At 66.5% G+C, this 22,129-nt stretch carries 19 protein-coding genes; 8 read left to right on the top strand and 11 right to left on the bottom strand.

The window, feature by feature from the left end; translation table 11 throughout:
- Positions 1 to 287: transposase (locus AMD30_RS19745; RefSeq protein ID WP_197282814.1), on the top strand; the 287-nt coding region annotated here is incomplete at its 5' end.
- A 208-nt stretch (positions 288 to 495) separates the two neighbouring features.
- Here AMD30_RS19745 and AMD30_RS19750 read toward each other — a convergent pair.
- Positions 496 to 1,926, bottom strand: coding sequence for a DHA2 family efflux MFS transporter permease subunit (locus tag AMD30_RS19750; RefSeq protein WP_055476804.1), 1,431 nt, complete (start codon positions 1,924 to 1,926; stop codon positions 496 to 498).
- Positions 1,914 to 2,738, bottom strand: a complete 825-nt coding sequence (locus tag AMD30_RS19755) for an acyl-CoA thioesterase (RefSeq protein ID WP_055476805.1) — start codon at positions 2,736 to 2,738, stop codon at positions 1,914 to 1,916. Before AMD30_RS19755 ends, AMD30_RS19750 begins: the two co-directional genes overlap by 13 nt.
- 53 nt (positions 2,739 to 2,791) lie before the next feature.
- Between AMD30_RS19755 and AMD30_RS19760 the strand changes: the two genes are divergently transcribed.
- The 6 genes from AMD30_RS19760 (at position 2,792) to AMD30_RS19785 (ending at position 10,207) form a co-directional block, all read left to right on the top strand.
- Complete coding sequence (locus AMD30_RS19760) at positions 2,792 to 3,265, top strand: winged helix-turn-helix transcriptional regulator (RefSeq protein ID WP_055476806.1); 474 nt, start codon at positions 2,792 to 2,794, stop codon at positions 3,263 to 3,265.
- A gap of 103 nt (positions 3,266 to 3,368) precedes the next feature.
- Positions 3,369 to 4,247 carry a TIGR03619 family F420-dependent LLM class oxidoreductase gene (locus AMD30_RS19765; protein ID WP_055476831.1) on the top strand — a complete coding sequence of 293 codons (879 nt, stop codon included), beginning with the start codon at positions 3,369 to 3,371 and terminating at the stop codon, positions 4,245 to 4,247.
- Positions 4,248 to 4,398: 151 nt separating this feature from the next.
- Entirely contained in the window at positions 4,399 to 5,964 is a 1,566-nt protein-coding gene (locus tag AMD30_RS19770; protein WP_055476807.1) for an ABC transporter substrate-binding protein, read from the top strand.
- Between the two features lies 1 nt (position 5,965).
- Complete coding sequence (locus AMD30_RS19775) at positions 5,966 to 6,931, top strand: ABC transporter permease (RefSeq protein ID WP_055476808.1); 966 nt, start codon at positions 5,966 to 5,968, stop codon at positions 6,929 to 6,931.
- Positions 6,928 to 9,546 carry an ABC transporter ATP-binding protein/permease gene (locus tag AMD30_RS19780; protein ID WP_055476809.1) on the top strand — a complete coding sequence of 873 codons (2,619 nt, stop codon included), beginning with the start codon at positions 6,928 to 6,930 and terminating at the stop codon, positions 9,544 to 9,546. The genes AMD30_RS19775 and AMD30_RS19780 overlap by 4 nt, the downstream gene beginning before the upstream one ends.
- Before the next feature lie 148 nt (positions 9,547 to 9,694).
- Positions 9,695 to 10,207: a GtrA family protein gene (locus tag AMD30_RS19785; protein ID WP_083888925.1), complete on the top strand. Its 513-nt coding sequence runs from the start codon at positions 9,695 to 9,697 to the stop codon at positions 10,205 to 10,207.
- A 69-nt stretch (positions 10,208 to 10,276) separates the two neighbouring features.
- Here AMD30_RS19785 and AMD30_RS19790 read toward each other — a convergent pair whose 3' ends face one another.
- Positions 10,277 to 11,107 (bottom strand): aldo/keto reductase, encoded by an 831-nt coding sequence (locus AMD30_RS19790; RefSeq protein WP_010843212.1) that lies wholly within the window; start codon positions 11,105 to 11,107, stop codon positions 10,277 to 10,279.
- 61 nt (positions 11,108 to 11,168) lie between these two features.
- Here AMD30_RS19790 and AMD30_RS19795 point away from each other — a divergent pair, with 61 nt between their 5' ends.
- Entirely contained in the window at positions 11,169 to 12,758 is a 1,590-nt protein-coding gene (locus AMD30_RS19795; RefSeq protein ID WP_055476832.1) for a phytoene desaturase family protein, read from the top strand.
- 33 nt (positions 12,759 to 12,791) lie between these two features.
- Here AMD30_RS19795 and AMD30_RS19800 read toward each other — a convergent pair whose 3' ends face one another.
- The 8 genes from AMD30_RS19800 to AMD30_RS19835 all read right to left on the bottom strand — a co-directional run bounded on the left by AMD30_RS19800 (position 12,792) and on the right by AMD30_RS19835 (position 22,126).
- Positions 12,792 to 13,598, bottom strand: a complete 807-nt coding sequence (locus AMD30_RS19800; RefSeq protein WP_231632797.1) for an ABC transporter ATP-binding protein — start codon at positions 13,596 to 13,598, stop codon at positions 12,792 to 12,794.
- Between the two features lie 34 nt (positions 13,599 to 13,632).
- Entirely contained in the window at positions 13,633 to 14,577 is a 945-nt protein-coding gene (locus AMD30_RS19805; protein ID WP_055476811.1) for an ATP-binding cassette domain-containing protein, read from the bottom strand.
- Positions 14,578 to 14,582: 5 nt separating this feature from the next.
- A complete protein-coding gene (locus AMD30_RS19810) occupies positions 14,583 to 15,464 on the bottom strand; it encodes an ABC transporter permease (protein ID WP_055476812.1) in 882 nt (293 codons plus the stop codon).
- 1 nt (position 15,465) lies between these two features.
- Positions 15,466 to 16,521 carry an ABC transporter permease gene (locus AMD30_RS19815; protein WP_055476813.1) on the bottom strand — a complete coding sequence of 352 codons (1,056 nt, stop codon included), beginning with the start codon at positions 16,519 to 16,521 and terminating at the stop codon, positions 15,466 to 15,468.
- Between the two features lie 22 nt (positions 16,522 to 16,543).
- A complete protein-coding gene (locus tag AMD30_RS19820) occupies positions 16,544 to 17,581 on the bottom strand; it encodes an LLM class flavin-dependent oxidoreductase (protein ID WP_055476814.1) in 1,038 nt (345 codons plus the stop codon).
- Between the two features lie 50 nt (positions 17,582 to 17,631).
- Positions 17,632 to 19,170: an ABC transporter substrate-binding protein gene (locus tag AMD30_RS19825; RefSeq protein ID WP_055476815.1), complete on the bottom strand. Its 1,539-nt coding sequence runs from the start codon at positions 19,168 to 19,170 to the stop codon at positions 17,632 to 17,634.
- A 58-nt stretch (positions 19,171 to 19,228) separates the two neighbouring features.
- Positions 19,229 to 20,614 (bottom strand): LLM class flavin-dependent oxidoreductase, encoded by a 1,386-nt coding sequence (locus AMD30_RS19830; RefSeq protein WP_055476816.1) that lies wholly within the window; start codon positions 20,612 to 20,614, stop codon positions 19,229 to 19,231.
- A 147-nt stretch (positions 20,615 to 20,761) separates the two neighbouring features.
- On the bottom strand, positions 20,762 to 22,126 hold the full coding sequence (locus AMD30_RS19835; RefSeq protein ID WP_055476817.1) for an aminotransferase class I/II-fold pyridoxal phosphate-dependent enzyme: 1,365 nt from the start codon (positions 22,124 to 22,126) through the stop codon (positions 20,762 to 20,764).
- Between the last annotated feature and the right edge of the window lie 3 nt (positions 22,127 to 22,129).

The raw sequence follows: 22,129 nt of genomic DNA on the forward strand, positions 1-22,129 counted from the left end.
CCGACCTCATCGACGGACCACTGGCACATCTGCCCTCCGGAGTGTTCGGTGCCAACGCAGCCTGGCTGGCCCTGGCCGCCATCAGCCACAACCTCCTGCGCGCCCTCGCCGCGCTCAGCGCGGCACCGGCACTGCGCGCCGCACGCGGGGCGACGCTGCGCCGAACACTCATCGCCGTGCCCGCCCGACTGGCCCGACCAGCACGAACACCCGGCCTGCACCTACCCCGCCACTGGCCAGCACAACACGCCTTCACCGCGTTGTGGACCGCAGTGAACACCACCTGACACCCAAACTCCACACTGCCCAACCTCGACCAGGAACCCCAGTGAGAAAGCTGACACAAGGTCAGGGAATACCCGACGCCCACCCCACAATCAGACACTCAGCCATCACCAACCCCACCCCCGGATAACCATCCACGGATCCAGGCTCAGGGAGCAGAGATGGGACCCTTCTTTCGGATCACGGAGCAGTGGGGTCGGTTCTTTCGGATCATGGGGCGGTGGGTTGATGTCGCGGGGTCATGCCCAGCGCCGAGATCGCGCCCACCACAGCGGTTCCGGTCAGGACCCACCACGCAGTCACGAAGGCGTCGTGCACATCGTCGTAGACGACCGAGGTACCGATGATCGCGACGAGGAGGCTGACGCCCAGTGACATGCCGATCTGGCGGCTCATGTTGACCACTGCGCTGCCGGTTGCCGCCTGATCGGCAGGCAGGTCGGCCGTGGCCGACGACAAGATGGACGGCAGCGCGAATCCAACGCCGATGCCGCCGATCAGCCAGCCCGGCAGGAACTCGGTCACGAAATCCGGTGTGGCGTCGACCGACAACGCCACGAGTGCGATCCCGATCGCGAACAGCGCGCACCCGATCGCGACCAGGACCCCCACCGAGATCCGCGCGCTGAGCCGGTGGGACACCGCCGCGAAGATCGGCACCATGAGCGGTCCGGTCGAGACCGCCAGACCTGTCTCGATCGGCGAGAAGTCCCAGACCTGTTGCAACCAGAGGATGTTGGCGAGAAGGGCACCGGCGAACGGGATCGAGAACAGCACCATCGTCACGTTCGCCATCGAGAACGCGCGGACGCGCAGCAGGGCGGGTGAGATCACGGGTTCGGAATGGTGTGCCGAACTGACGACGAAACCGGCCAACGAGACCGCTGAGACCACCCAGGCCCCCGTGATGCGGATGTCCGTCCATCCCCATTCGCTGCCCTGCACCAGTCCCAGGGTGAGGGCGCCCACGGCGATCACCAACAGCGCCGCGCCGAGCGCGTCGGGGAAGCCACGCGCGGATTCGTTCCGTGAGCGCGACAGGACCAGTGCGCCTGCGATCAGCGCAGCGACGCCCACCGGGATGTTCACCAGGAAGACCCAGCGCCACGACGCCTCGACGAGCAAGCCACCCACTGCCGGACCGAAGGCAGCGGCGAGCGCCCCCGTCGCCGCCCAGATCCGAACGGACCGGGCACGACGCTCCGGCGGTATCGTGGAGACCACCAGGCCCAGGCTGGCCGGGGTGAGTATCGCCGCCCCGAGGGCCTGGACCGCACGAAACCCGACGAGCCACCAGACCCCCTGCGCCGCAGCGCATGCGGCACTGGCCGCGGTGAAGATCGCGAGTCCGAGGAGGAAGCCGCCCTTGCGGCCATAGCGATCGACGATCCGCCCGGCCGGAACCAGCAGCGCCGCATACAGAATGGCGTAGGCGTTGAGAATCCACGACATCTGCGACAGGGTCGCGTCGGGGAAATCCGCACCGATGTCGTCGAAGGCGACGTTCACGATGAAGACGTCGAGGCTGGCCATGAATGCGGCCCCGGACAGGATGAGCAGGACGACGCCGGGACGAGCGAGACCGGCGCCCGGAGCCTGCGTATTCGACGCTTCGGGTGTGGCGGTCATCAGGCCGGCCATCCGATGACGCGTCGGCTCTGGCGTGCGGACGCCAGGAGCCGGCCGCCGCGGTCGCGCAGGGTGGTGTCGTCGACCGACCACCCGCCGGAGGTCGAGGTGTTTCGCGTGTGGACGAGCACCGGCGCCGGCGTGGGATCGTCCAACGGTGCGGTCACGTGCATGGAGAAGGCGACCGTCGGAAGTGCCAGTGGTGCGGTGAGAGTCGGGAACACCGCGGGCGGCAGGCAGTCGGCCAAGAGCGCGAGGTATGCCGCATCGACGGCCATCGGCGTCCGCGTGGTGATCCAGGCGCGCATCCACGCTTCGCTCGCGCCGGTGAGAGGCAGCGGACCGTCGACCGGCCGCAGGTCCAGTTGCGCACCCATCGGGACTATCTCCGGCGGAATCATGAAGGCGTCCAATCCTTCCGGACCGGGGACGCCCGAGATCCGGTCGATGACGTCCGCGGACCCTGATTCTCCGACACGCCCCGCGGTGATCGCCGCCGTCGCGATCTCGACACCGGCCTGCGTGACCTCGACGTCGACGACCCGCGTGTGTCGACCCACCTCCCGAACCGACGGGGTCAGGATCAGCTCCCCGCCGCCGGGCTTGCCCACGAATCGCAGATCCAGCGCGCGCACCGACCCCTCCGGTGCCGCCTCGGCGGCGACCCTCACGGCCAGGGCGGCGATGGCGCCGCCGTGCGGACCCGACCATCCCCACCAGGTCGGATCGATGGTCGCCGACCATCGGCCGTCCCCGGTCGGGCTCGCGCCGAAGCTGTCCGACAGACCGTCGTCGGCCGCGTCCTGCCTGCTGAGTTGCTTCACGCAACTCATGCAAGCAGGTTGAGTTGCATCACGCAACCCACTACGCTCGACTCATGCGCCGCGCCTCGTTCGCCGACATGAACTGCTCGATCGCCCAGACGCTGGAGATCGTCGGTGAATGGTGGACGTTGCTCATCGTCCGGGACGCGATGTTCGGCGTGACGCGGTTCGATGAGTTCTCGTCACGGCTCGGCATCGCACGCAACGTGCTGGCCCAGCGGCTCGACACGCTCGTGGAGCACGGCGTCCTGAAGAAGGTGCCGTACCAGGACAATCCGGTGCGCCACGACTACCGCCTCACCGACAAGGGACGGGACCTGTGGACGGTTCTGGCCGCGCTGCGTCAGTGGGGCGACAAGTGGACCGCGACGGACGGCGCCCCGGTGGTCTCGACCCACTCGTGCGGACACACGATGACCGTCGAGCCCACGTGCTCGGGGTGTGGGGAGCTGATCGCGGCCGGCGAACTGCGCGTTCACCCCGGCCCCGGCGCAACTGCCACGAATCCGGTGGCAGCACTCCGGTAAGGCGCTCCCGAGTCTCCTGCCTGCGACAACGCGGAACCTTCCGTTCCGCAATTAGAACGTGTTCTACTGTGATGGGAGTTCCACTGCCGTCCCGAGGAGCATGATGCGGTTCACCTTCGCCGAGGCCATGACCGACCCGTCGTACTACGCGCCGCTCGCGCAGGCCGCCGAGGCGGCCGGGTACGCCGGCTTCACCATTCCCGATTCGCTGGCGTATCCGGAGGAGTCGGACGCGAAGTACCCGTACACCCCGGACGGCAATCGCGAGTTCCTGGACGGGAAGGCGTTCATCGAGACGTTCATCCAGGCGGCGGCGCTCGGCGCGGTCACCTCGACCATCCGCTTCACCCCCTTCGTGGTGAAACTCCCGGTCCGCCCGCCGGCGCTGGTCGCCAAGCAGGCTAGCTCAGTGGCCTATCTGACGAACAACCGGTTCGCGATGGGTGTCGGCACGAGCCCCTGGCCCGAGGACTACGACTTCATGGGCGTGGACTTCAAGCGTCGCGGTAAGCGGATGGACGAGTGCATGGACATCATTCGCGGACTCACCACCGGCGAGTACTTCGAGTTCCACGGCGAGTTCTACGACATCCCGAAGATCAAGATGACCCCCGCACCCACCGAACCCATCCCGCTGCTGGTGGGCGGGCACGCCGACGCCGCGCTGCGTCGTGCGGTCATCCGCGGCGACGGGTGGATGCACGGCGGCGGCCCGCCCGAGGAACTCGAGACGCTGCTGGACCGGATCGAGGAGATCCGCAAGGCCGAGGGAAAGACGAACGATCCATTCGAGATTCACGTGATCTCGATGGACGCCTATACCGTCGATGGTTGTAAGCGCCTGGAAGACAAGGGGATCACCGACGTGATCGTCGGCTTCCGGTTACCGTACGTCATGGGCGAGGACACCGAGCCGCTGCAGACCAAGATCGACCATCTGAACTGGTACGCGGAGAACGTGATCGCCAAGGTCAACGGCTGAGATAGGGATCCGCCCACCGCCCCCGGAGCAACGCACCGGCCCGACGCGACACCGCGTCCGCTGTTGCACCACCCCTCGCCCTGCGGCAGACTGCACGGACGGACAAGTGTGCAAACCCCGGTGAGTGAACACCTCGGGCGGGAGGACAGCGATGACCGATTCGGCCGACGGGTCGATGTCGTCGTCGCTGAGCAGGCGAGGGTTCTTCCGCGTCGCCGGAACCGCCTTCCTCGGCGCGTCGGCACTGGCGGCGTGCGGTGGTGGATCGTCGGACAACGCCAACACCATCAAGGCGGCCATCGCCGGGGAACCCGACCAGCTCGATCCGCAGAAGTCGAGCTCCTACTTCACCTTCGAGGTACTCGAGAACGTGTTCGACACGCTCGTCGAACCCGACGATCAGCTGCAGATGCGCCCAGCCCTGGCGGAGAGCTGGGAGATCAGCACCGACGGCCGGCAATGGGATTTCACGCTGCGCAACGGGGTCACGTTCCACAACGGCGACCCGTTCACCGCGGCCGACGTCGAATACTCCTTCCGCCGGATCATCGACGAAGAGCTCTCCAACGCATACAAACTCGAGGCCATCGAGTCGATCACCGCACTCGACGAACGCCGGGTCAGATTCACCGTCAACGCACCGACGCCCAACCTCCTCACCAGCATCGGCGGGTTCAAGGGGTTGGCCATCGTCAACCGGCGCAACGTCGAATCGGGTGAGATAGCCACCAAACCCGTGGGGACAGGTCCGTTCTCCTTCGTCTCGCGGTCGCCCGGTGCGTCCATCGTGCTCGCGTCCAATCCCGATTACTGGGGTGGCGCGCCCGCCGTCGACGGAGTCCACTTCAGCTTCATCTCGCAGGGCACCACCGCGGTGTCGGCACTGAGATCCGGCGAGATCGACTGGACCGACGCCATTCCCGCACAGCAGCTGAGCATCCTGCGCCGCGACGACACACTCGACGTCGGCACCGTGGTCGCCAACGACTACTGGTACGTCACGATGAACTTCGACGCCACGCCGTTCGCGGACACCCGGGTGCGCCAAGCGGTTGCGTACGCCATCGACCGGAAGTCGATCGCCCAGGTCGTCGGATACGGCACCGCGACGCCCAACGAGCTGGCGATCCCGTCGACGAGTCCCTGGTTCGCCCCCTACGACCGCTACACCGCAGGACTCGACCGCGACGCGGCTGTCGCGAAATCCAAGGAACTGCTCAGGCAGGCCGGCATCCGTGGGCTCGACATGCGACTGATGGTGACCACCGAGTACCCCGAGACGGTGACGGCGGCGCAGGTGATCGCGTCGAACCTCGGTGACGTCGGGATCGACGTGGCGATCGAACAACTGGACTTCGGGGCGTGGCTCGACCGCCAGGCGGCCGGCGACTTCGACGCCTTGCTGCTCGGCTGGCTCGGCAACATCGACCCGGAGGACTTCTATTACGCCCAGCACCATTCCGAGGGCACCTCGAACGCGCAGAAGTACTCGAACCCCAGGGTCGACGCGCTCTTGGACAGCGGCCGCACCGAACTCGACATCGAGGCCCGCAAGAGGATCTATGCCGACGCCGCGAGCATCATCGCCGACGACGTGAGCTACCTGTACCTCTACAACCCCTCGTCGACGCAGGCCTTCGTGAAACAGCTCCAGGGATACGTCGTCCGCTCCGACAAGGCCATCCGGTTCCGCGACGCCCGGCTGGAGAGGAGCTGAGATGACCGCACTGCACTCGCCGCTGCTGCGCTTCATCCTCGTGCGGTTGCTCTACACGGTCGCCGTGCTGCTCGGCGTGATCGTCGCGGTGTTCTTCCTGATGCAGATCGTCCCGGGCGATCCCGTGCGGATCGCGCTGGGCACCCGCTACACGCCGGAATCCTATGAGGCCCTTCGCAGCGCCTCGGGTCTGGACCAACCGCTCGCGACCCAGCTCGTCGACTACGTCGGAAGCGCCTTCACCGGCGACCTGGGAGTCAGTTTCCGCAACAGCGAGCCGGTGACCACCATGTTGTTCGACCGGCTGCCGGCCACCATCACGCTGGCGTCCGCCGCCATCGCCGTCGCGCTGCTCATCGCACTGCCACTCGGTTTCGTGGCCGCGTTGCGCGAGGGACGCCTCGCCGACAACGTGATTCGGGTCGTGAGCCAGTTCGGCATCTCCGTCCCGGACTTCTGGATGGGCATCCTGCTGATCGGCCTCTTCTCCACCGCGCTCGGCTGGTTGCCGTCGGCCGGATACCAACCCTTCGCCGATGACCCGCTCGGCTGGCTGGAACACCTGGTGCTGCCGGCGATCACGGTCGGGGTGGTCACCGGGGCGATCATGACCCGGTACGTGCGGTCGTCGGTGCTCGACGTGGTGAACGCACCGTTCGTGACAACCGCGAAGTCGAAAGGGTTGAGCACCAAGCGGGTTCTGCTCGATCACGTCGGCCGCAACGCGCTCGTGCCGGTGCTGACGATCTCCGGTATCCAGTTCGCGGGTCTACTCGGCGGTGTCATCGTCGTCGAGGTCGTGTTCGCCTGGCCCGGACTGGGTCTGCTGGTCTACGACTCGGTCGCCGCCCGCGACTACCCGGTGCTGCAGGGCGCGATCCTGCTCATCGCGGTGATCTTCCTGATCGTCAACCTCGTCGTCGACATCCTCTATGCCGTCATCGATCCCAGGATTCGACTGTCATGACCCTCACCGCACCCGACCCTCCCGAGCCCGGCGCCGGCACCACCGCCGAGCCGAGCGGTGGCGCGTCGACCGATTCGGCGTGGCGATTGCTGCTGCGCAACCGCACGTCGGTGATCGGGTTGATCATCATCGCGGTCGTCCTCGTGTGCGCGGTGTTCGGTCCGCTCATCGCGCCATACGGCGCCAACGAGATCGACGTCCCGAACGCGCTGCAGGCACCCAGCTGGTCGCATCTCTTCGGCACCGACGACCTGGGTCGCGACGTCTTCTCGCGAGTGGTGCTCGCCGCATCCGTGAGCATGCGCGTCGCCGTCATCGCGGTGGCGATCTCGCTCACCGTGGGCGTGATCATGGGTATGGTCGCGGGATTCGCCGGCGGGGTGCTCGACACCGCGCTGATGCGGATCGTCGACGTGGTGTTCTCGTTCCCGGTGCTGCTGCTCGCGCTCGCGATCGTGGCGATCCTGGGGCCGGGGGTGACCTCGGCCATGATCGCGATCGGCGTCGTGTACATCCCGATCTTCGCGAGGGTGGCGCGTGCCGACACCCTGCGGGTCCGGCAGACCCAATACGTCCAGGCGTCACGAACCATGGGCGTGCGGACGCCGGCCATCCTGACGCGCCATGTGCTGCCGAACATCTCGGGTCCGGTGATCGTCCAGACGTCGATCTCGCTCGCGTTCGCGATCCTGTCGGAGGCGGCGCTGTCGTTCCTCGGTCTGGGCGTGCAACCACCGGATCCGTCGTGGGGCCGGATGCTCTTCGACGCACAGGGATTCATCACCACGGCGTGGTGGATGGGCGTCTTCCCCGGTCTCGCGATCCTGGTGACGGTCTTCGCGTTCAACCTCATCGGCGACGGCGTCCGCGATGTGCTCGACCCGCGCCAGCGCACGCTGCTGCGCAACCGGGGGTACGAGCGCAGGTCGCCCACGGCGACAACACCGTCGGCCGGGAAACGCGTCGACTCCGACGGCTCGGTACTGCGGGTGGAGGACCTCGTCGTCGGAGTCGGTCCGCGAGAGATCGTGCACGGCATCAGCTTTTCCGTCGCACCGGGCGAGACGCTCGGGATCGTCGGGGAGAGCGGGTCGGGCAAGTCGCTCAGCGTGCTGTCGGCCACCGGACTGTTCGACGCGCCGAGCGCCTACGTCCGCGGATCGGCGGTCCTCGGAGACACCGAGATCGTCGGCGCCACGCCAGCGAAACTTCGGGCTCTGCACGGTTCGCGCGTCGGTTTCGTCTTCCAGGACCCGTCGTCGAGCCTCAATCCCCTGCTCACCGTCGAGCAGCAGCTGACCGAGGGGCCGCGTCGGCATCTCGGGCTCACACGGGGCGAGGCACGCGAACGCGCCCTGACGCTGCTGCGCGATGTGAACCTGCCCGACCCCGAAAGCCGGTTGCGCGCTTACCCCCATCAGTTGTCCGGCGGCCAGCGACAGCGCGTCATGATCGCGATCGCACTGGCCTGCGATCCCGAACTGCTCATCGCCGATGAGGCCACCACCGCACTCGACGTGACCACGCAGGCACAGATCATCGACCTCGTCGCGAAGCTGCAGCGCGAGCGCGGGATGGCGGTCGTGTGGATCAGTCACGATCTCGGCGTGATCGGGCGGATCGCCGACCGTGTGATGGTCCTGCGTTCGGGGCGGATCGTCGAGAGCAGCGACGTCACCACACTCTTCGACGACCCGCAGGACGACTACAGCCGCACGCTGCTGGACTCCCGCCCCCTGTTGAGCAAGGTGTCCGAGCGCCGCGGAGCCCCGGCCCTCGCCAAGCGCATCGACGACGACCCGCTGCTCCGTGTCACCGGGCTCGGCGTCGACTATGTGGTCCGCGGCCCCTCGGGACGCCACGTGGTACACGCCGTCGACGGAGTGGACCTGCAAGTCTCCCGGGGCCGCACGCTCGGCATCGTCGGCGAATCGGGTTCGGGCAAGTCGACGATCGCGGGAGTCATCACCGGACTCATCACCTCCGGCCAGGGCACGACGGTGCGGGGCAGCGTGACGGTCGCTGTCGACGGCCGCGACGTGGAGGCCGTCGGAGTCGGCGGCGGCGACGAAGCCCTGCTCCGACGCCGGGTCGCGATGGTCTTCCAGGACCCGGCCGCCTCACTCGATCCGCGGATGACGGTCGCCGCGTCGATCGCGGAGCCGCTCCGGACGCACGGCCTCGCCGACGGCCGGGACGGAACGCGGAGTCGTGCCGAGGAGTTGCTCGCCGACGTCAGCCTCGACGCGTCGTTCCTCGACCGCTATCCCCACGAGATGTCCGGGGGCCAGCGGCAGCGTGTGAGTATCGCCCGTGCGTTGGCCTCCGACCCCGAGGTGCTGATCCTCGACGAGTCGACGGCGTCGCTCGACGTGTCGGTGCAGGCCAGCGTGCTCGACCTGCTCGCCGAGCTCCAGCGTCAGAAGGGGCTGACCTACCTGTTCATCGCCCACGATCTCGCCGTCGTGGAGCAGATCAGCGACACCGTCGCAGTGATGCAGGACGGGAAGGTCGTCGAAACCGGACCGGCATCGGAGATCCTGCACGACCCGGCGACCGACTACACACGCAAGCTGCTCGCGGCCATCCCGCCGGAGGTCCCGCAACGGGCGTGACCCGTCGACCGTGCGTCCGATCCCGTCGACTGGGCGTCGTTTTTCGTCGACTGTGCGTCGGATTCCGTCGACTGTGCGTCTCGAGCTCGCGTCCGGCTCCCCTCGCGCCCGTCGGCGCTCCGCGAACGTCGTCGGCTAGGGTGTCAGCGTGTCTCGACCCGACCCTGGTGACCACGTCCGCGATGACGACGAACCGAGCCACGACGACTTCGCCACGCGGCATGCGCCGATGCCGATCGAGCTGCCCTTCGACGACGAAGAGGCGTCGACGAACGTCGGCCTGAAGACCCAGCTCGTGCGCTTCGTCATCACCGGCGGGTTCTCCGGGCTCCTGGACTTCGGACTGACGATCCTCTTGCAATACGGCCTGGACATGCCGTTCTGGCCGGCCAAGTCCGCGGGTTTCATCCTCGGCACCACCGTCGCGTACCTGCTGAACCGTCGATGGACGTTCAGGGCCGAACCGAGCATGGCGAGGTTCGTGTCGGTCATCGCGCTCTATCTGGTGACCTACTTCGTCAACGTCGGCATCTACACCGCCCTGTCGCATGCGTGGCAGGAGACGCTGCTCTACAGCTTCGCGGCCTACGTCATCGCACAAGGCACCGCGACGGTCATCAACTTCGTCGTCCAGCGGATGGTCATCTTCAAGATTCGCTGACCCGGGAGCGCCCAGTCGACGAAAAACGACGCACAGTCGACGGAAAACGACGCACGGTCGACGAGCGGGTCAGAACTCCTCGTCGACGTCGGAGTCGCGCGCGGCATGCTCGCCGCGATCGAGGGTGGCGAGTTCGGCCAGGTCGGCGGGGTCGAGAGCGAAATCGAAGAGGTCGGCGTTCTCGACCTGCCGGCCGGTGTGCGAAGACTTGGGGACGACACTGATGCCGTTCTGCACCGACCATCGAAGCGCGATCTGGGTAGGCGACTTGCCGTACTTGCGGGCGATCCGGAGGATGACCGGATCGGCGAGCAGCCCTTCCTTGCGGCCGGTCGGATGCCAGGCCTGGGCGTGAATGCCCTTGTCGGCCATGAACTCCCGAAGCTCGGTTCGTGCCAGGGCGGGTGAGCACTGGATCTGGTTGAGGACCGGCCACCGTCCCGTCTCGTCGAAGAGCATCTGCAGGTGGTGCTCCTTGAAGTTCGACACCCCCGGGGTGCGGACATAGCCCTCGTCGGCGAGCGTCAGCAGCGCCTTCCACGAATCGACGGTGCGCCCGAGACTCGGGCAGGGCCAGTGGATGAGGTAGACGTCGATGTGCGCGACACCCAGACGCCGTGCGCTCTCCTTCGCGGCGTTGATCGCCTCGTCGAAACCCTGATCGCCGCCCCCGAGCTTGGTCTGCACCACGATCTCCTCGCGGGGTACACCGGTTCCGTGCAGGCCCATCCCCACGCTCAGCTCATTGCTGTACCTGGGCGCGGTGTCGACGAGCCGGTACCCGGACTTGATCGCCGACCCGACGGCAGTGACACCCGGGCGGCCGAGCATGTTGTAGGTGCCGAGCCCCACCAGGGGGATCGAGGTTCCGTTGCTGAGCTCGACCGAGGGGATGTCCACCGAATCAGGATATGTCGACAACCACGTCCTGCGTCGTCTGTCGATCTGGAACCCTGGTCGGATGGGCACCGAAGACTCGTCGTACGACGACATCGTGGTCGGCGCCGGTCACAACGGGCTGACCGCGGCGGCGTATCTCGCCCGGGCCGGACGCCGCGTGCTGGTCGTGGAGAAGGCCGACCACGTCGGCGGCGCCACCGTGTCCGCGACGCCGTTCGCCGGTCTTCCCGCGCGGTTGTCGCGGTATTCGTACCTGGTCTCGCTGATGCCGCGCGAGATCATCGCCGACCTCGACCTCGACATCTCGCTCATCCGCCGGCGCTACTCGTCCTACACCCCGCTGCCGTCCGACCCGGCGCGCGCGATCCTGGTAAACAACCTCGACGACGCCGCGACGGCCGCGTCGTTCCGGCAGGTGACCGGCTCCGACATCGGCTTCACCGCATGGCAGTCGTTCTACCGCAGGCTCGGCGTGATCGCCGACCGCGTGTTCCCGACCATGATCCAGCCGCTGCGCACCGCCGCCGAGATGCACGACCTCGTCGTCGGCCCAGACGGGTTCGCCACCGACACCTCGACCGCCGAACTGTGGGAGGCGCTCACCACGCTGCCGCTCGGCACGCTCCTGCGCCAGTACTTCGACGACGACCTGGTCCGCGGGATCGCCGCCACCGACGGACTCATCGGCACCTTCGCCGACCTCGACGATCCGATGCTGCGGCAGAACATCTGCTTCCTGTACCACGTCATCGGCGGCGGATCCGGGGACTGGGACGTCCCGGTCGGCGGGATGGGCGCGGTGTCCGGCGCTCTCTATCAGGCCGCGACCTCGGCAGGCGCCGACATCGTGACGGGAGTCGAGATCACGGGCGTCGATCCCGGAGACGGCACCGTCGAGACGACCGGCGGCACCTTCCGCGGCTCGATGCTCTACGCGGCGTGCGCGCCACAGGTGTTCAACACCTTCCTCGACGGGACGCCGATCCCCTGCGAGCCCGAGGTGCGAGGATCGCAGCTCAAGATCAACCTCCTGCTCGACCGGTTACCACGACTCCGCGACGGGTCGGTCCCGCCGGCGGCGGCGTTCGCCGGGACCTTCCACATCAACCAGACCGCCTCACAACTACACGATGCGTGGCGGCAGGCCGATCGCGGTGAAGTGCCCGCTCTCCCACCGTGCGAGATCTACTGCCACACACTCACCGACCCGTCGATCCTCGGCCCGGAGCTCGCGGGCAAACACACGCTCACACTGTTCGGCCTGCACATGCCGCCCGAGGTGTTCGACGAACCCGGAGCCGTCGAGCACGCCGTCGGCGCGACCTTCGCTTCTCTCAATTCTTTACTGGGCGAACCGATTCAATCTGTCATCGCCCACGATCTGAACGGCCGGCCGTGCATCGAGGCGAAGACGCCGCAGGACCTGGAGGAGGCCGTCGGACTACCCGGCGGGCACATCTTCCACCGGCCGTTGCAGTGGCCGTGGGCCGAGACGGCGTCGGAGGTCGGCCGCTGGGGCGTGGAGACACCTCATCCGCGAGTGCTGTTGTGCGGCGCGGGCGCTCGTCGCGGCGGCGGGGTCAGCGGCATCCCGGGACGCAATGCCGCTGCCGCGGTGCTGGGTGCGGACGCACTCGAATTGCCCAGGTAGGCAGCCCCGGCACGAGCTTCTCTTCGATCGGGGTCAGACGGCGCCGTCGTGCTCGGCGACCAGCTGCCGAAGCCGCTCGCGTTCCAGCCGATCGGTGGCCCCGCCTCGCAGGGTCGGTGCGGACTTGACGAGGAGTCGGCTGTACGGGTGATCGGGCCGACGGAGCACCTCGTCGGTGGCTCCGTCTTCCACGATCGAACCGCGATAGAGAACGAGGAGACGGTCGGTCACGCCGGCCACCGACCCGAGATCGTGAGAGATGAACAGCAGCGTGGTGCCGCTGTCACGCAGCGAGGCGAGGATCTCGATCACATTGACCCGATTTGCCGAATCGAGAGCGCTGACCGGCTCGTCGAGGATGATCAACCGCGGATCGGTGATGAGCGCACGTGCGACCGCGACCCGTTGTCGCTGGCCGCCGGAGATCTCGGCGGGGAACCGGCCGAGGACATCGGAGTCGAGCGAGACGCTCGCGAGTCTTGCCGCGACCTTGGCCTCGATCTCGTCACGGCGGTATCGGCCACTGATCTCGAGGGGTTCGGCGAGCGACTGGGCTATCGTCCGCTCCGGATCGAGGCTGCGGAGCGGGTCCTGGAACACGTACTGCACGATGCCGTCTCGGCGAAACATCCGCCAGCGCGCCCGGTCGAAGGATGTCACCTCGTTTCCGTCGATGTGTATCTCTCCGGCGTCGACGTCGACGAGGCCGAGGACGGCTCGGGCGATGGTGGACTTGCCCGAACCGGTCTCGCCGACCAGACCGAGAGCCTCGCCCGGGGCGATCGTGAAGCTGACGTCGCGGAGCACCTGCTGGCGACGATGTCCGCGACCGTAGCTCACCCCCAGGTCCCTGACGTCGAGAAGCGGTGTCCGGTCAGACGACATGTGCGGCCCCCGTCTGTGCGATCTCCGTCGTGTACTTGCCGATGCCGTAGCGTTCGTGCTCGTCGACGAGCATCCGGGTGTAGTCGTGGCTCGGGCGATGGAGGACGTCAGACGTGCGACCACGATCGACGACGAGACCGTCACGGAAGACGATCACCTGGTCTGCGACCTGGGACACCACCGCCAGGTCGTGCGATACGACGATGAGCGAGAGGTTGTGTCGTTCCACGAGATCGGCGATGAGGTCGAGGACCTCGGCCTGAACGGTCACATCGAGGGCTGTCGTCGCTTCGTCGGCGATCAGGATGCGAGGCTCGAGCGAGACCGCGATGGCGAGGGCGACCCGTTGCAGCATCCCGCCCGAGAGCTCATGCGGGTATTGGCGAGAAACCCACTCGGGCTCCCGGATTCGCACCTCGTCGAGCAATTCGAGCGCTCGACGGCCGGCGGCCCGACGTCCGAGTCCACGTTTGACCCGCAGGACTTCCGCGATCTGCTTCCCGATCGAGATGGACGGGTTCAGATACGACCCCGGGTCCTGGAAGACGGCGGTGATCCCGGCGCCGCGCAGACGGTTCCAGTCCGTCACGCTGTGACCGGAGATGTCCTCACCGAACAGTTCGATCGTTCCTCCGGTGATCGACAGGCCATTCGGCAACAGACCGAGTACCGCTCGTAGGCTGATCGACTTTCCACTGCCGGACTCGCCGACGATGCCGAGAGTCTCACCCCGTCGGAGTTCGAAATCGACTCCGCCGACGAGCACGGAGCCACTCAGCTCGTCGGCAATGCGGAGCCCGTTCACACGCAGGATGGTCTCCGGAGTGGTGGAATCGGTTGTCTCGGAATCTGTCTCGGGCTTCCGGACCGAAGTCGCCTGGGCCGCGCTTGTCTGGGCTGCGGTTGTCTGGGGCAAGGTTGTCTGGGTCGACATCGCGGTCAGGCTCCCTGTGTCGTGGCGGATGGCGCCGTGGTCGCGTCCCGGCGACGCGGACGAGTGAGTAGCTGACGGCCGGAGACGCCTCGGACATCGCGGATGACGTCGGCCAGAACGTTGAACGCCCAGACGACGATGATGATGGGAATCGCCGGGATCAACGGGGCGTAGGGACGGAAGGTGAGGTACCCCAGGTCCGAAGCGAGCATTCCGCCCCAGGTCGGGGCGGGCGGCTGGACACCGATGCCGAGGAAGCTCAGCGCCGCGACGGTGATGAGTCCGATGCCGAGGGTGCTCGCGAACACGACCGCGACGGCCGGGAGAACCTTCTTGGCCACATGTTTCCGCACGATCCAGGACACGTCGGCGCCGGCGATCCGGGCTGCTTCGACGTACTGAGAATGTGCCACCGCGAGCGTCGCGGCGCGGGCGACACGGTAGAAGGCGGGCGCGGTGAGCACACCGACGACGATCATCGCCTGCGTGACAGCGTTACCGAGCAATGCGGTCACCGCAACGGCGAAGACGAGGAACGGTAGTGCGACCAGGGTGTCGACGAGGCGGAGCGTCGACCATTCGAACACCCGGCCCGAGTAGACCGACAACACGCCGGGCACGGCGCCGATCACGAGTCCGATCACCGCGACCTGGACAGCGCTGAGCAGACTCAACGGGGTTCCGGCCAGCAGTCGGCTGAGGATGTCGCGACCGAGGTAGTCGGTTCCGAACCAATGCTGGGCCGAGGGACCGGCGAGAATGTCCGGCGAGCCCTCCAACGGGTCGTACGGCGCCAGCAGCGGGCCGAAGACGACGAGGAAGAAGGCGATGCCGATGACGATCAGGGCAACGCGGCCGCTGCGGACCGCCCAGATGTCGCGAATCATGTCAGAGACCTCTCGTCGACGCGGGCACCAGTCGGTTCAGGAGGATGTTGACGATCAGGTTGAACCCGACCACCAACACGATCGAGATGACCAGGACGCCTTGGACCGCGGGCACGTCGCCCCGTTGTGCCGCGTCGGCCGCGAACCTGCCGTACCCCGCGATACCGAAGATGGCCTCGGTGACGACCGCACCACCGAGCAGCGCGGGGAACTTGAGTCCGAGGAGCGCCAGAGTCGGGCCGATACCGTTCCGGAGGGCGTGAACGAAGAAGATGCGTCGGGATCCGAGCCCACGAACCTGTGCGCCGATGATGTAGTTCTGGTCATAGGCGTCGACGAGGCCGACTCGTGTCTGGCGCGCGACCTCGGCCACGGTGTCGACGCTGAGGGCGATCGCGGGCAGGGTGGCGAACCAGAGCCAGGACCCGAAGCCCTCGGACATCGGCGTGTATCCGGCTGCGGGGAACCATCCGAGACCGACGGCGAAGATGGACACGAGAAGGATGCCCACGATGAACGGCGGCATGGTGGAGATCAGGGTGGAGAAGGCGGTGATCGACCGGTCGAGGAGCGAGGTCGGTCGAGAGGCCGCCAAACCGCCGAGCAGCAGCCCCACCACCACTCCGATGACAAGTGCCAAGCCCGCGATGGACAGGCTGATGAGCGCGCGGTCGAAGAGGATCTCCGACACCGGGAACCCGTTGTGCCAACTGTTGCCGAGATCTCCGCGCAGGACCGACCCGAACCAGTCGAAGTACTGGATCAGGAAGGGACGGTCGAGTCCCCACTCGCGTTCGATCTGGGCGACGAGTTCGGGCGTGGCATTGTCACCCGCCTGGAGATAGGCCGGACTGAGGCCGCTGATCGCCTGCAGCGAGAACGTGATGAAGGTGGCGATGACGAAGACCGGAATGAAGATCCCGATCGAACGCAGGACAGTGGCCCCGATACGTCGTGCGGTCGCCGTTCGCGAACTCCGACGCCGTGGCCGGACACTGCTCGTAGTCGGGGCTACGGGTTCTCGGTTGCGAGGCTCGCTCACCTGTGCGATGACCATGGCTTCTCCTCGGTGACCGGGTTCAGCCGACCGCGACCGGCGCGTCAGCGTGCGCCAGGCCGGCCTCGGGGTACGGCGCCGCCGGCAGCTGGGGATGAATCGCCTCGGCGATCACCGCCAGACTCTCGCGATAGTGGTGATCGGACAGGCCCAGCGGCACGCTGAAGAGGTAGTCGGTCGCCGCGTTCGCCGCCGAGTCCGCGGCGAGTTCGGCGACGATCTCGTCCGGGGTGCCGTGCAGGATGTAGAAGTCGCGCATGAGGTCTGCGGGCGACGAGCCGGGGGTGGCCCACGGCAGTGCCGTCGGGTAGCGCTCGAGGTAGTCGGCGAACAGGCGTCTCGCGTCCTCCTTGCTCTCCGCAGGAAGAACCGAACGGGACACCCCGATCCGGGGTGCGCGGTCGGACGGAAGCTCATTCACATACGCCTCGACGAGGAGCGCTTGCACCTCGCCGGTGGGTCCGCCCTGCGCAAACCGGTGGAGTTGCAGGCCATCTCCGGATCGCCCGATGTCACGCGCGGTGTCCGGCTTCGACGTCGCCTGCCACAGTCGTTGCGGTAGCTTCCCTGCGGGCGGATAGAAGCCGAAAGCCTGCCCCTCCGAGACGTGTTCGAGGTGGAAAGCGTCCCTCAGCCGCGTGAGCGCGTCGTGATACAGACTCTCGCGCTGCGCCTCGTCCAGGTCGTACACGTTGTACGCGGCGGTGGAGAACCCGCCTCCATTGCCCTTACCGACACCGAGTTCGAGCCGATCCCCACTCAGTGTGTTGACGACCGCAGCCGACTCGGCAAGTCGCAGTGGATGATCGAATGCCAACGGGATGACCGCGGTACCGAGGCGCAGCCGCTGTGTGCGCTGCGACAGAGCACTGAGCAGGACCAGCGAAGAGGGAAGACCGATGTTGGAGAACCGGCCCTCGGCGACCCAGTACGTCTGGTAACCGAGCGATTCCGCTCTCACCGCGTTCGTGAGCAGCACGTCATAACCCGCGGCGGCGTCCGTCTCGGTGAGCGGCACCTCGAACAGGGCGAGTCCGGGGCGAACAGGAAGGAGAGACATGGCATGTCCTTGTCGGTGATGATCGTGCCGAGCGGTGGTGAGGGTCTCGATCAGCTGTTGGCGCCGACGGTGATTCCGCGCCAGTTCAGGAACCCCTCGCGGTTGTCGAAATCGGACGACAGGCCCGACGACGTCGCCCAGGTGGTGGCCGATGCATACAGCGGGATCGTGGAACCTTCGAGGAACCCGGCGACCGACGCCGCACGCGCCTTGTCTAGGTAGTCAGGAGCATCGATCGGCGTTGCACGCATCGCGGTGAGGGCCGACTGGAATGAAGCGGGAGAGTACGGCGAACTGAGGTTGAGAACCCCGTCGACGTCGTAATGTTCGGTCAGCGTCTGCGCCTGTGAGTTGCGACCGACGTACCCGTAGGAGGCCAACGCCTGAGTCTTGCCGAAGTAGCCTTTCGACCAGTTGGGATTCTTGTTGATGGTGACCCGTACACCGATCGCTGCGAGTTGAGCCTGGATCAGTTCGAGCTGCGCGTCGGTGGAACCCGGATATGCATCCAGCGTGATGTCCAGACCACTGGGGTAACCCGCCTCGGCGAGCAGGCTCTTCGCTTTCGCGGGGTCGTACTGGAATTTGCCCTCGATCTCTTCGGCATACAGCGGATGCCCCTTGGGAAGCAGCTGATGCGCGACCTGACCTTCTCCCACGTTCACCTTGTCGACGAACTCCTGGGAGTTGATCGCCGACCGGAACGCTTCCACCACACGCGGGTCATCGAACGGCTCGAGACTGCGATTGACGCTCAGGAACTGGACCACCCAGTTCTTGGAGATGTCCCGAACGATGTCGAGACCGGCGTCTCGTGCTCGTTGGATCTGGGTCGGGTCGAGGGTGACGAAGTTGTAGACGCCGGTCTGCGACGAGGAGACCAGGCTCGTGGCGTCGTTTCCGAATCGGATCTCCATGCGGTCGATCTTGATGTTGTCGGCATCCCAGTAGTCCTGGAACTTCTCGAGGATGATGTGCGACTCGGGGACGAGTTCGACGACCCGGAACGGGCCAGCACCGACGGGATTGCTGGTGTTGAGGGCCTCGGCGTCCTTCTCACTGGCGACCTTGCTCGTGATAAGTCCGGCGCGGATGCTGAACAGGTAGGGAATCTGGTAATCAACGCTTTTCAGGTTGACGGTGAAGTTCAGATCGTCGTCCACCACGACGTTCTCGATGTTGCGGTACGACCCGGCGAGCGCGCTGTTCTCCTGGTTGATCGCACGGTCGATGTAGTACTTGACCGCTTCCGCGTTCACCGGACTGCCGTCGTGGAAGGTCAGTCCCGGGCGGAGGGTGAAGGTCACCGCGGTCCCGTCCGCGTTGTACTTCCAGCTCTCGGCGAGAGCCGGAGCGGGATTCCCGTTCTCGTCCTGGGTCAGCAAGGGTTCGTAGATGGGCGTCAGATTCACGGTGGCGCCGGTCGCACCGGTGACGATCGGGTCCCAGTCGCCCGGCGGCGGGCCGGATTGTCCCCACTTGACGACGTTGCCGGCGGAGGCGCCGGTCGGCGACCCGCAAGCCGCGAGCGCCAGTAAGGAGACGGCAAGGAGTGCTACGAGCGCCTTGCGGCGACGGGAGAGCTTCATCGGATGGCTTTCGTTGGGAGAGGTGTTCGTGGAGTGGGATGTTCGGGGAGTTCGGCGTTCAGACGGGCGCGGGAACGGCGGCATCAATCGGCGTGGGCTCCGCCGCGTTCTCGGAACGCGCACGGGTGTAACGGTTCTCGATGAACGGTAGCCCCAAGTTGCCACGCAGGGTGTCGTGCTCGTAATCGCTCCGGACCACACCCCGCTCGCGGAGTATCGGCAGGACCTCGCCGACGAAGCGACGGAACTGAGCTGGATGACCGATGTGGATGTTGATGCCGTCCAGAGCACGGCCGTCGAGCCAACGCTGCAGTTCGTTCGCCACGGTCTCGGCGCTACCGGTGAACGGAGACTTCGTGGGCGCGTTCAGCGTCTCCACCGTCTGCCGCAGGGTGAAGCCGTTCGCCGACGCGAGCTCGGTGATCTTCTTCGCCTGTGTGTAGAAGCTTCGTTCGGCGTCGGCGAGGGCTTCTTGCGGGAAGGGAGCGTCGAGGTCGTACCGGCTGAAGTCGTGCCACCCGAAGGGTCGGCCCAGCTCTCGGAGTGAGCGCTGGAAATCGTTGTCTGCCAGCTGAGTCTCGCGCCCTATCTCTCGGGCTTCATCATCGGTGTCACCTACGGTGATGAACGCCCCGGGGAGGACGACAAGCTCCTCCGGCGACCGCCCGTACGCCGCTGCGCGCGACTTGATGTTGGAGTAGAACGCGACGCCCGCTTCGAAATTCGGTGCGTGCGTGAAGATCCCTTCGCCGAACCGAGCACCCAGGTCACGTCCCTGATCGGAGTCACCAGCCTGGAAGATCACCGGCTGTCCCTGGGCGGATCGGGAGATGTTGAGCGGACCCGTCACCGAGAAGTACTCACCGCGATGGTTGAGCGTGTGCTGCTTCGACGGATCGAGGAAACGCTTCGTGGCCCGGTCGCGGACGAACGCGTCGTCCTCGTACGAATCCCAGAGAGCCTGGACGACCTCGAGGTGTTCGGCGGCGCGCCCGTAGCGCGTGGCGTAGTCGTAGTGCTCGTCCAGCCCGTAGTTTCCTGCCGTGCCACCGTCACCACTCGTCACCACATTCCAGCCGGCGCGTCCCCGGCTGATCAGGTCGAGTGATGCGAACCGGCGAGCCACGTTGAAGGGCTGATTGTACGAAGTGGTCAGAGTGCCGACGAGCCCGATGTTGTTGGTGGACACCGCGAGAGCGGAGAGAAGGGTGAGGGGCTCGAGCCGGTTCAGGTAGTGCGGTGGGGAATCGGCGGTAATGAACTGGCTGTCGACGATGAACACCAGATCGAACTTCGCCTCTTCGGCGAGGCGCGCGTATTCGATGTACCAATCGATGTCGACGCTCGCGTCGCCCGGGATCTCCGGGTCGAGCCAGGTGTACGGGTGGCCGGGACCGCCGGTCGGAGTGAGGACTGCGCCCAGCTTCAGCTGCCGTCTCGACATGATCGTGCTCCTTCATATGGCTACGGGCGCGTGCACCCACAAGGTCTGTTTCACAGGATATTCAGAGAACCGACGGACGCCGAGTATTAAATTCCGCTTGCTCCGAACACATTTCGAATGTTGATCAGATGACCGAACAAAACAGTGTCAATCGAAGAACTCCCGCGATGACTCTGTGATGGCCACCGCCACGAGGTCCGCGAGTTGCCGGATGCTCTCGGCGTCGTCGGGTAGCTGGGTCGCCGAGATGCGCAACATGTGGCGGTCGCGAACATTCACGAACGACCGGGATCCGGAACCGACCGAGATCCCCTGCCGGGCAAGAGCAACGAGCCCCGCCGTCTCGTCCTCCACAGGCACCCACACCACCAGACTCCGCGGTCCCGCGAAAGCCTCGATGCCCCGCTCGCGCAGCGCGGCCAGCAGTTGTGCACGCCGGGACGCGTATCGCTCGCGCGCTCGGGCGACGGCTCGCTCGGCGTCGTCACTCGCGATCAGATAGGCCAGCGTGTTCTGCAAGATCCTGCTGTTGGACCCGACGCCGTGACTGCGCTTCTTCATCGCGGCGTCGATCAGGTGCCGCGAACCTCCGAGCACCGAGGTTCGGACGTCGATGCCATAAGCCTTGCAGTAGCTCCGAATTCGGACGACCCGGTCCGGGAACACGCCACCGAGAGACGGGAGCGGTTCTGATTCCAGCGGCCCGATCGAATCGTCCTCGATGATCCAGACAGCAGGATGACGCTCCAGGACCCGCGCGAGCTCGCCGGCCCGCTCATCTGTGACGACGTGGTCGACGCCGAACGGGGCACCTGGCTGGAACACGAAGGCGGATGCTCCCGCCCGAAGTGCGGCGTCGAGTTCGTCCGCGCGAGGCCCGTGCGCGTCGGTACCGATGCCGATTGCGTTCAGGCCCAGGTCACGGATCGTGTCCAGCACTCCTGGTCCGAGTGGCTCGTCCACGGCGATGGTGGATCCGGCGGGCGCCGCAGCCTCGATCGCGAGTAACAGCGCCTCGGTGCCGCCGCCGGCGGTGGCCCAGGCCTGCGGTTCGAAGGGCCAGGTCGGCGACGCCGCGGCTCGCAGACGTTCGGTCATGATCTCGCGGCCGAATACATTCAGGGTCTCGGCGCCGAGACTCGCGACCAGCGCGTCGGACAAGGACGGCTGCAGTGCCAGGTCCGGGGCATTCTGAGCGAGGTCGACACCGCGCCACTCGCGAAATCCCCGCTCGGGAACGCTGTCCTCCGGAGGGAGTACCACGGTGCCACCACGACGCCGGGTCTGAACGATCCCCTGTTCCTGGAGTTTTCCCCACGCCTGCAAGATCGAACCGACGCTGAGGTCACTGACCTTCGCCAACGTACGGACGGTCGGCAGTCTGGACCCCGGGGGGAGTTCGCCCGAGTGAACGAGATCAGCGACCGCATCCGCCAATTCACCACGGCGGTCGGCCACCCGCGCCAACAGCCATGACGGGTCGACGATCTCCGGGTCCGTGACTACCGTCACTCC

Source organism: Gordonia sp. HS-NH1, from assembly GCF_001418765.1.
Taxonomy (GTDB): Bacteria; Actinomycetota; Actinomycetes; order Mycobacteriales; family Mycobacteriaceae; genus Gordonia.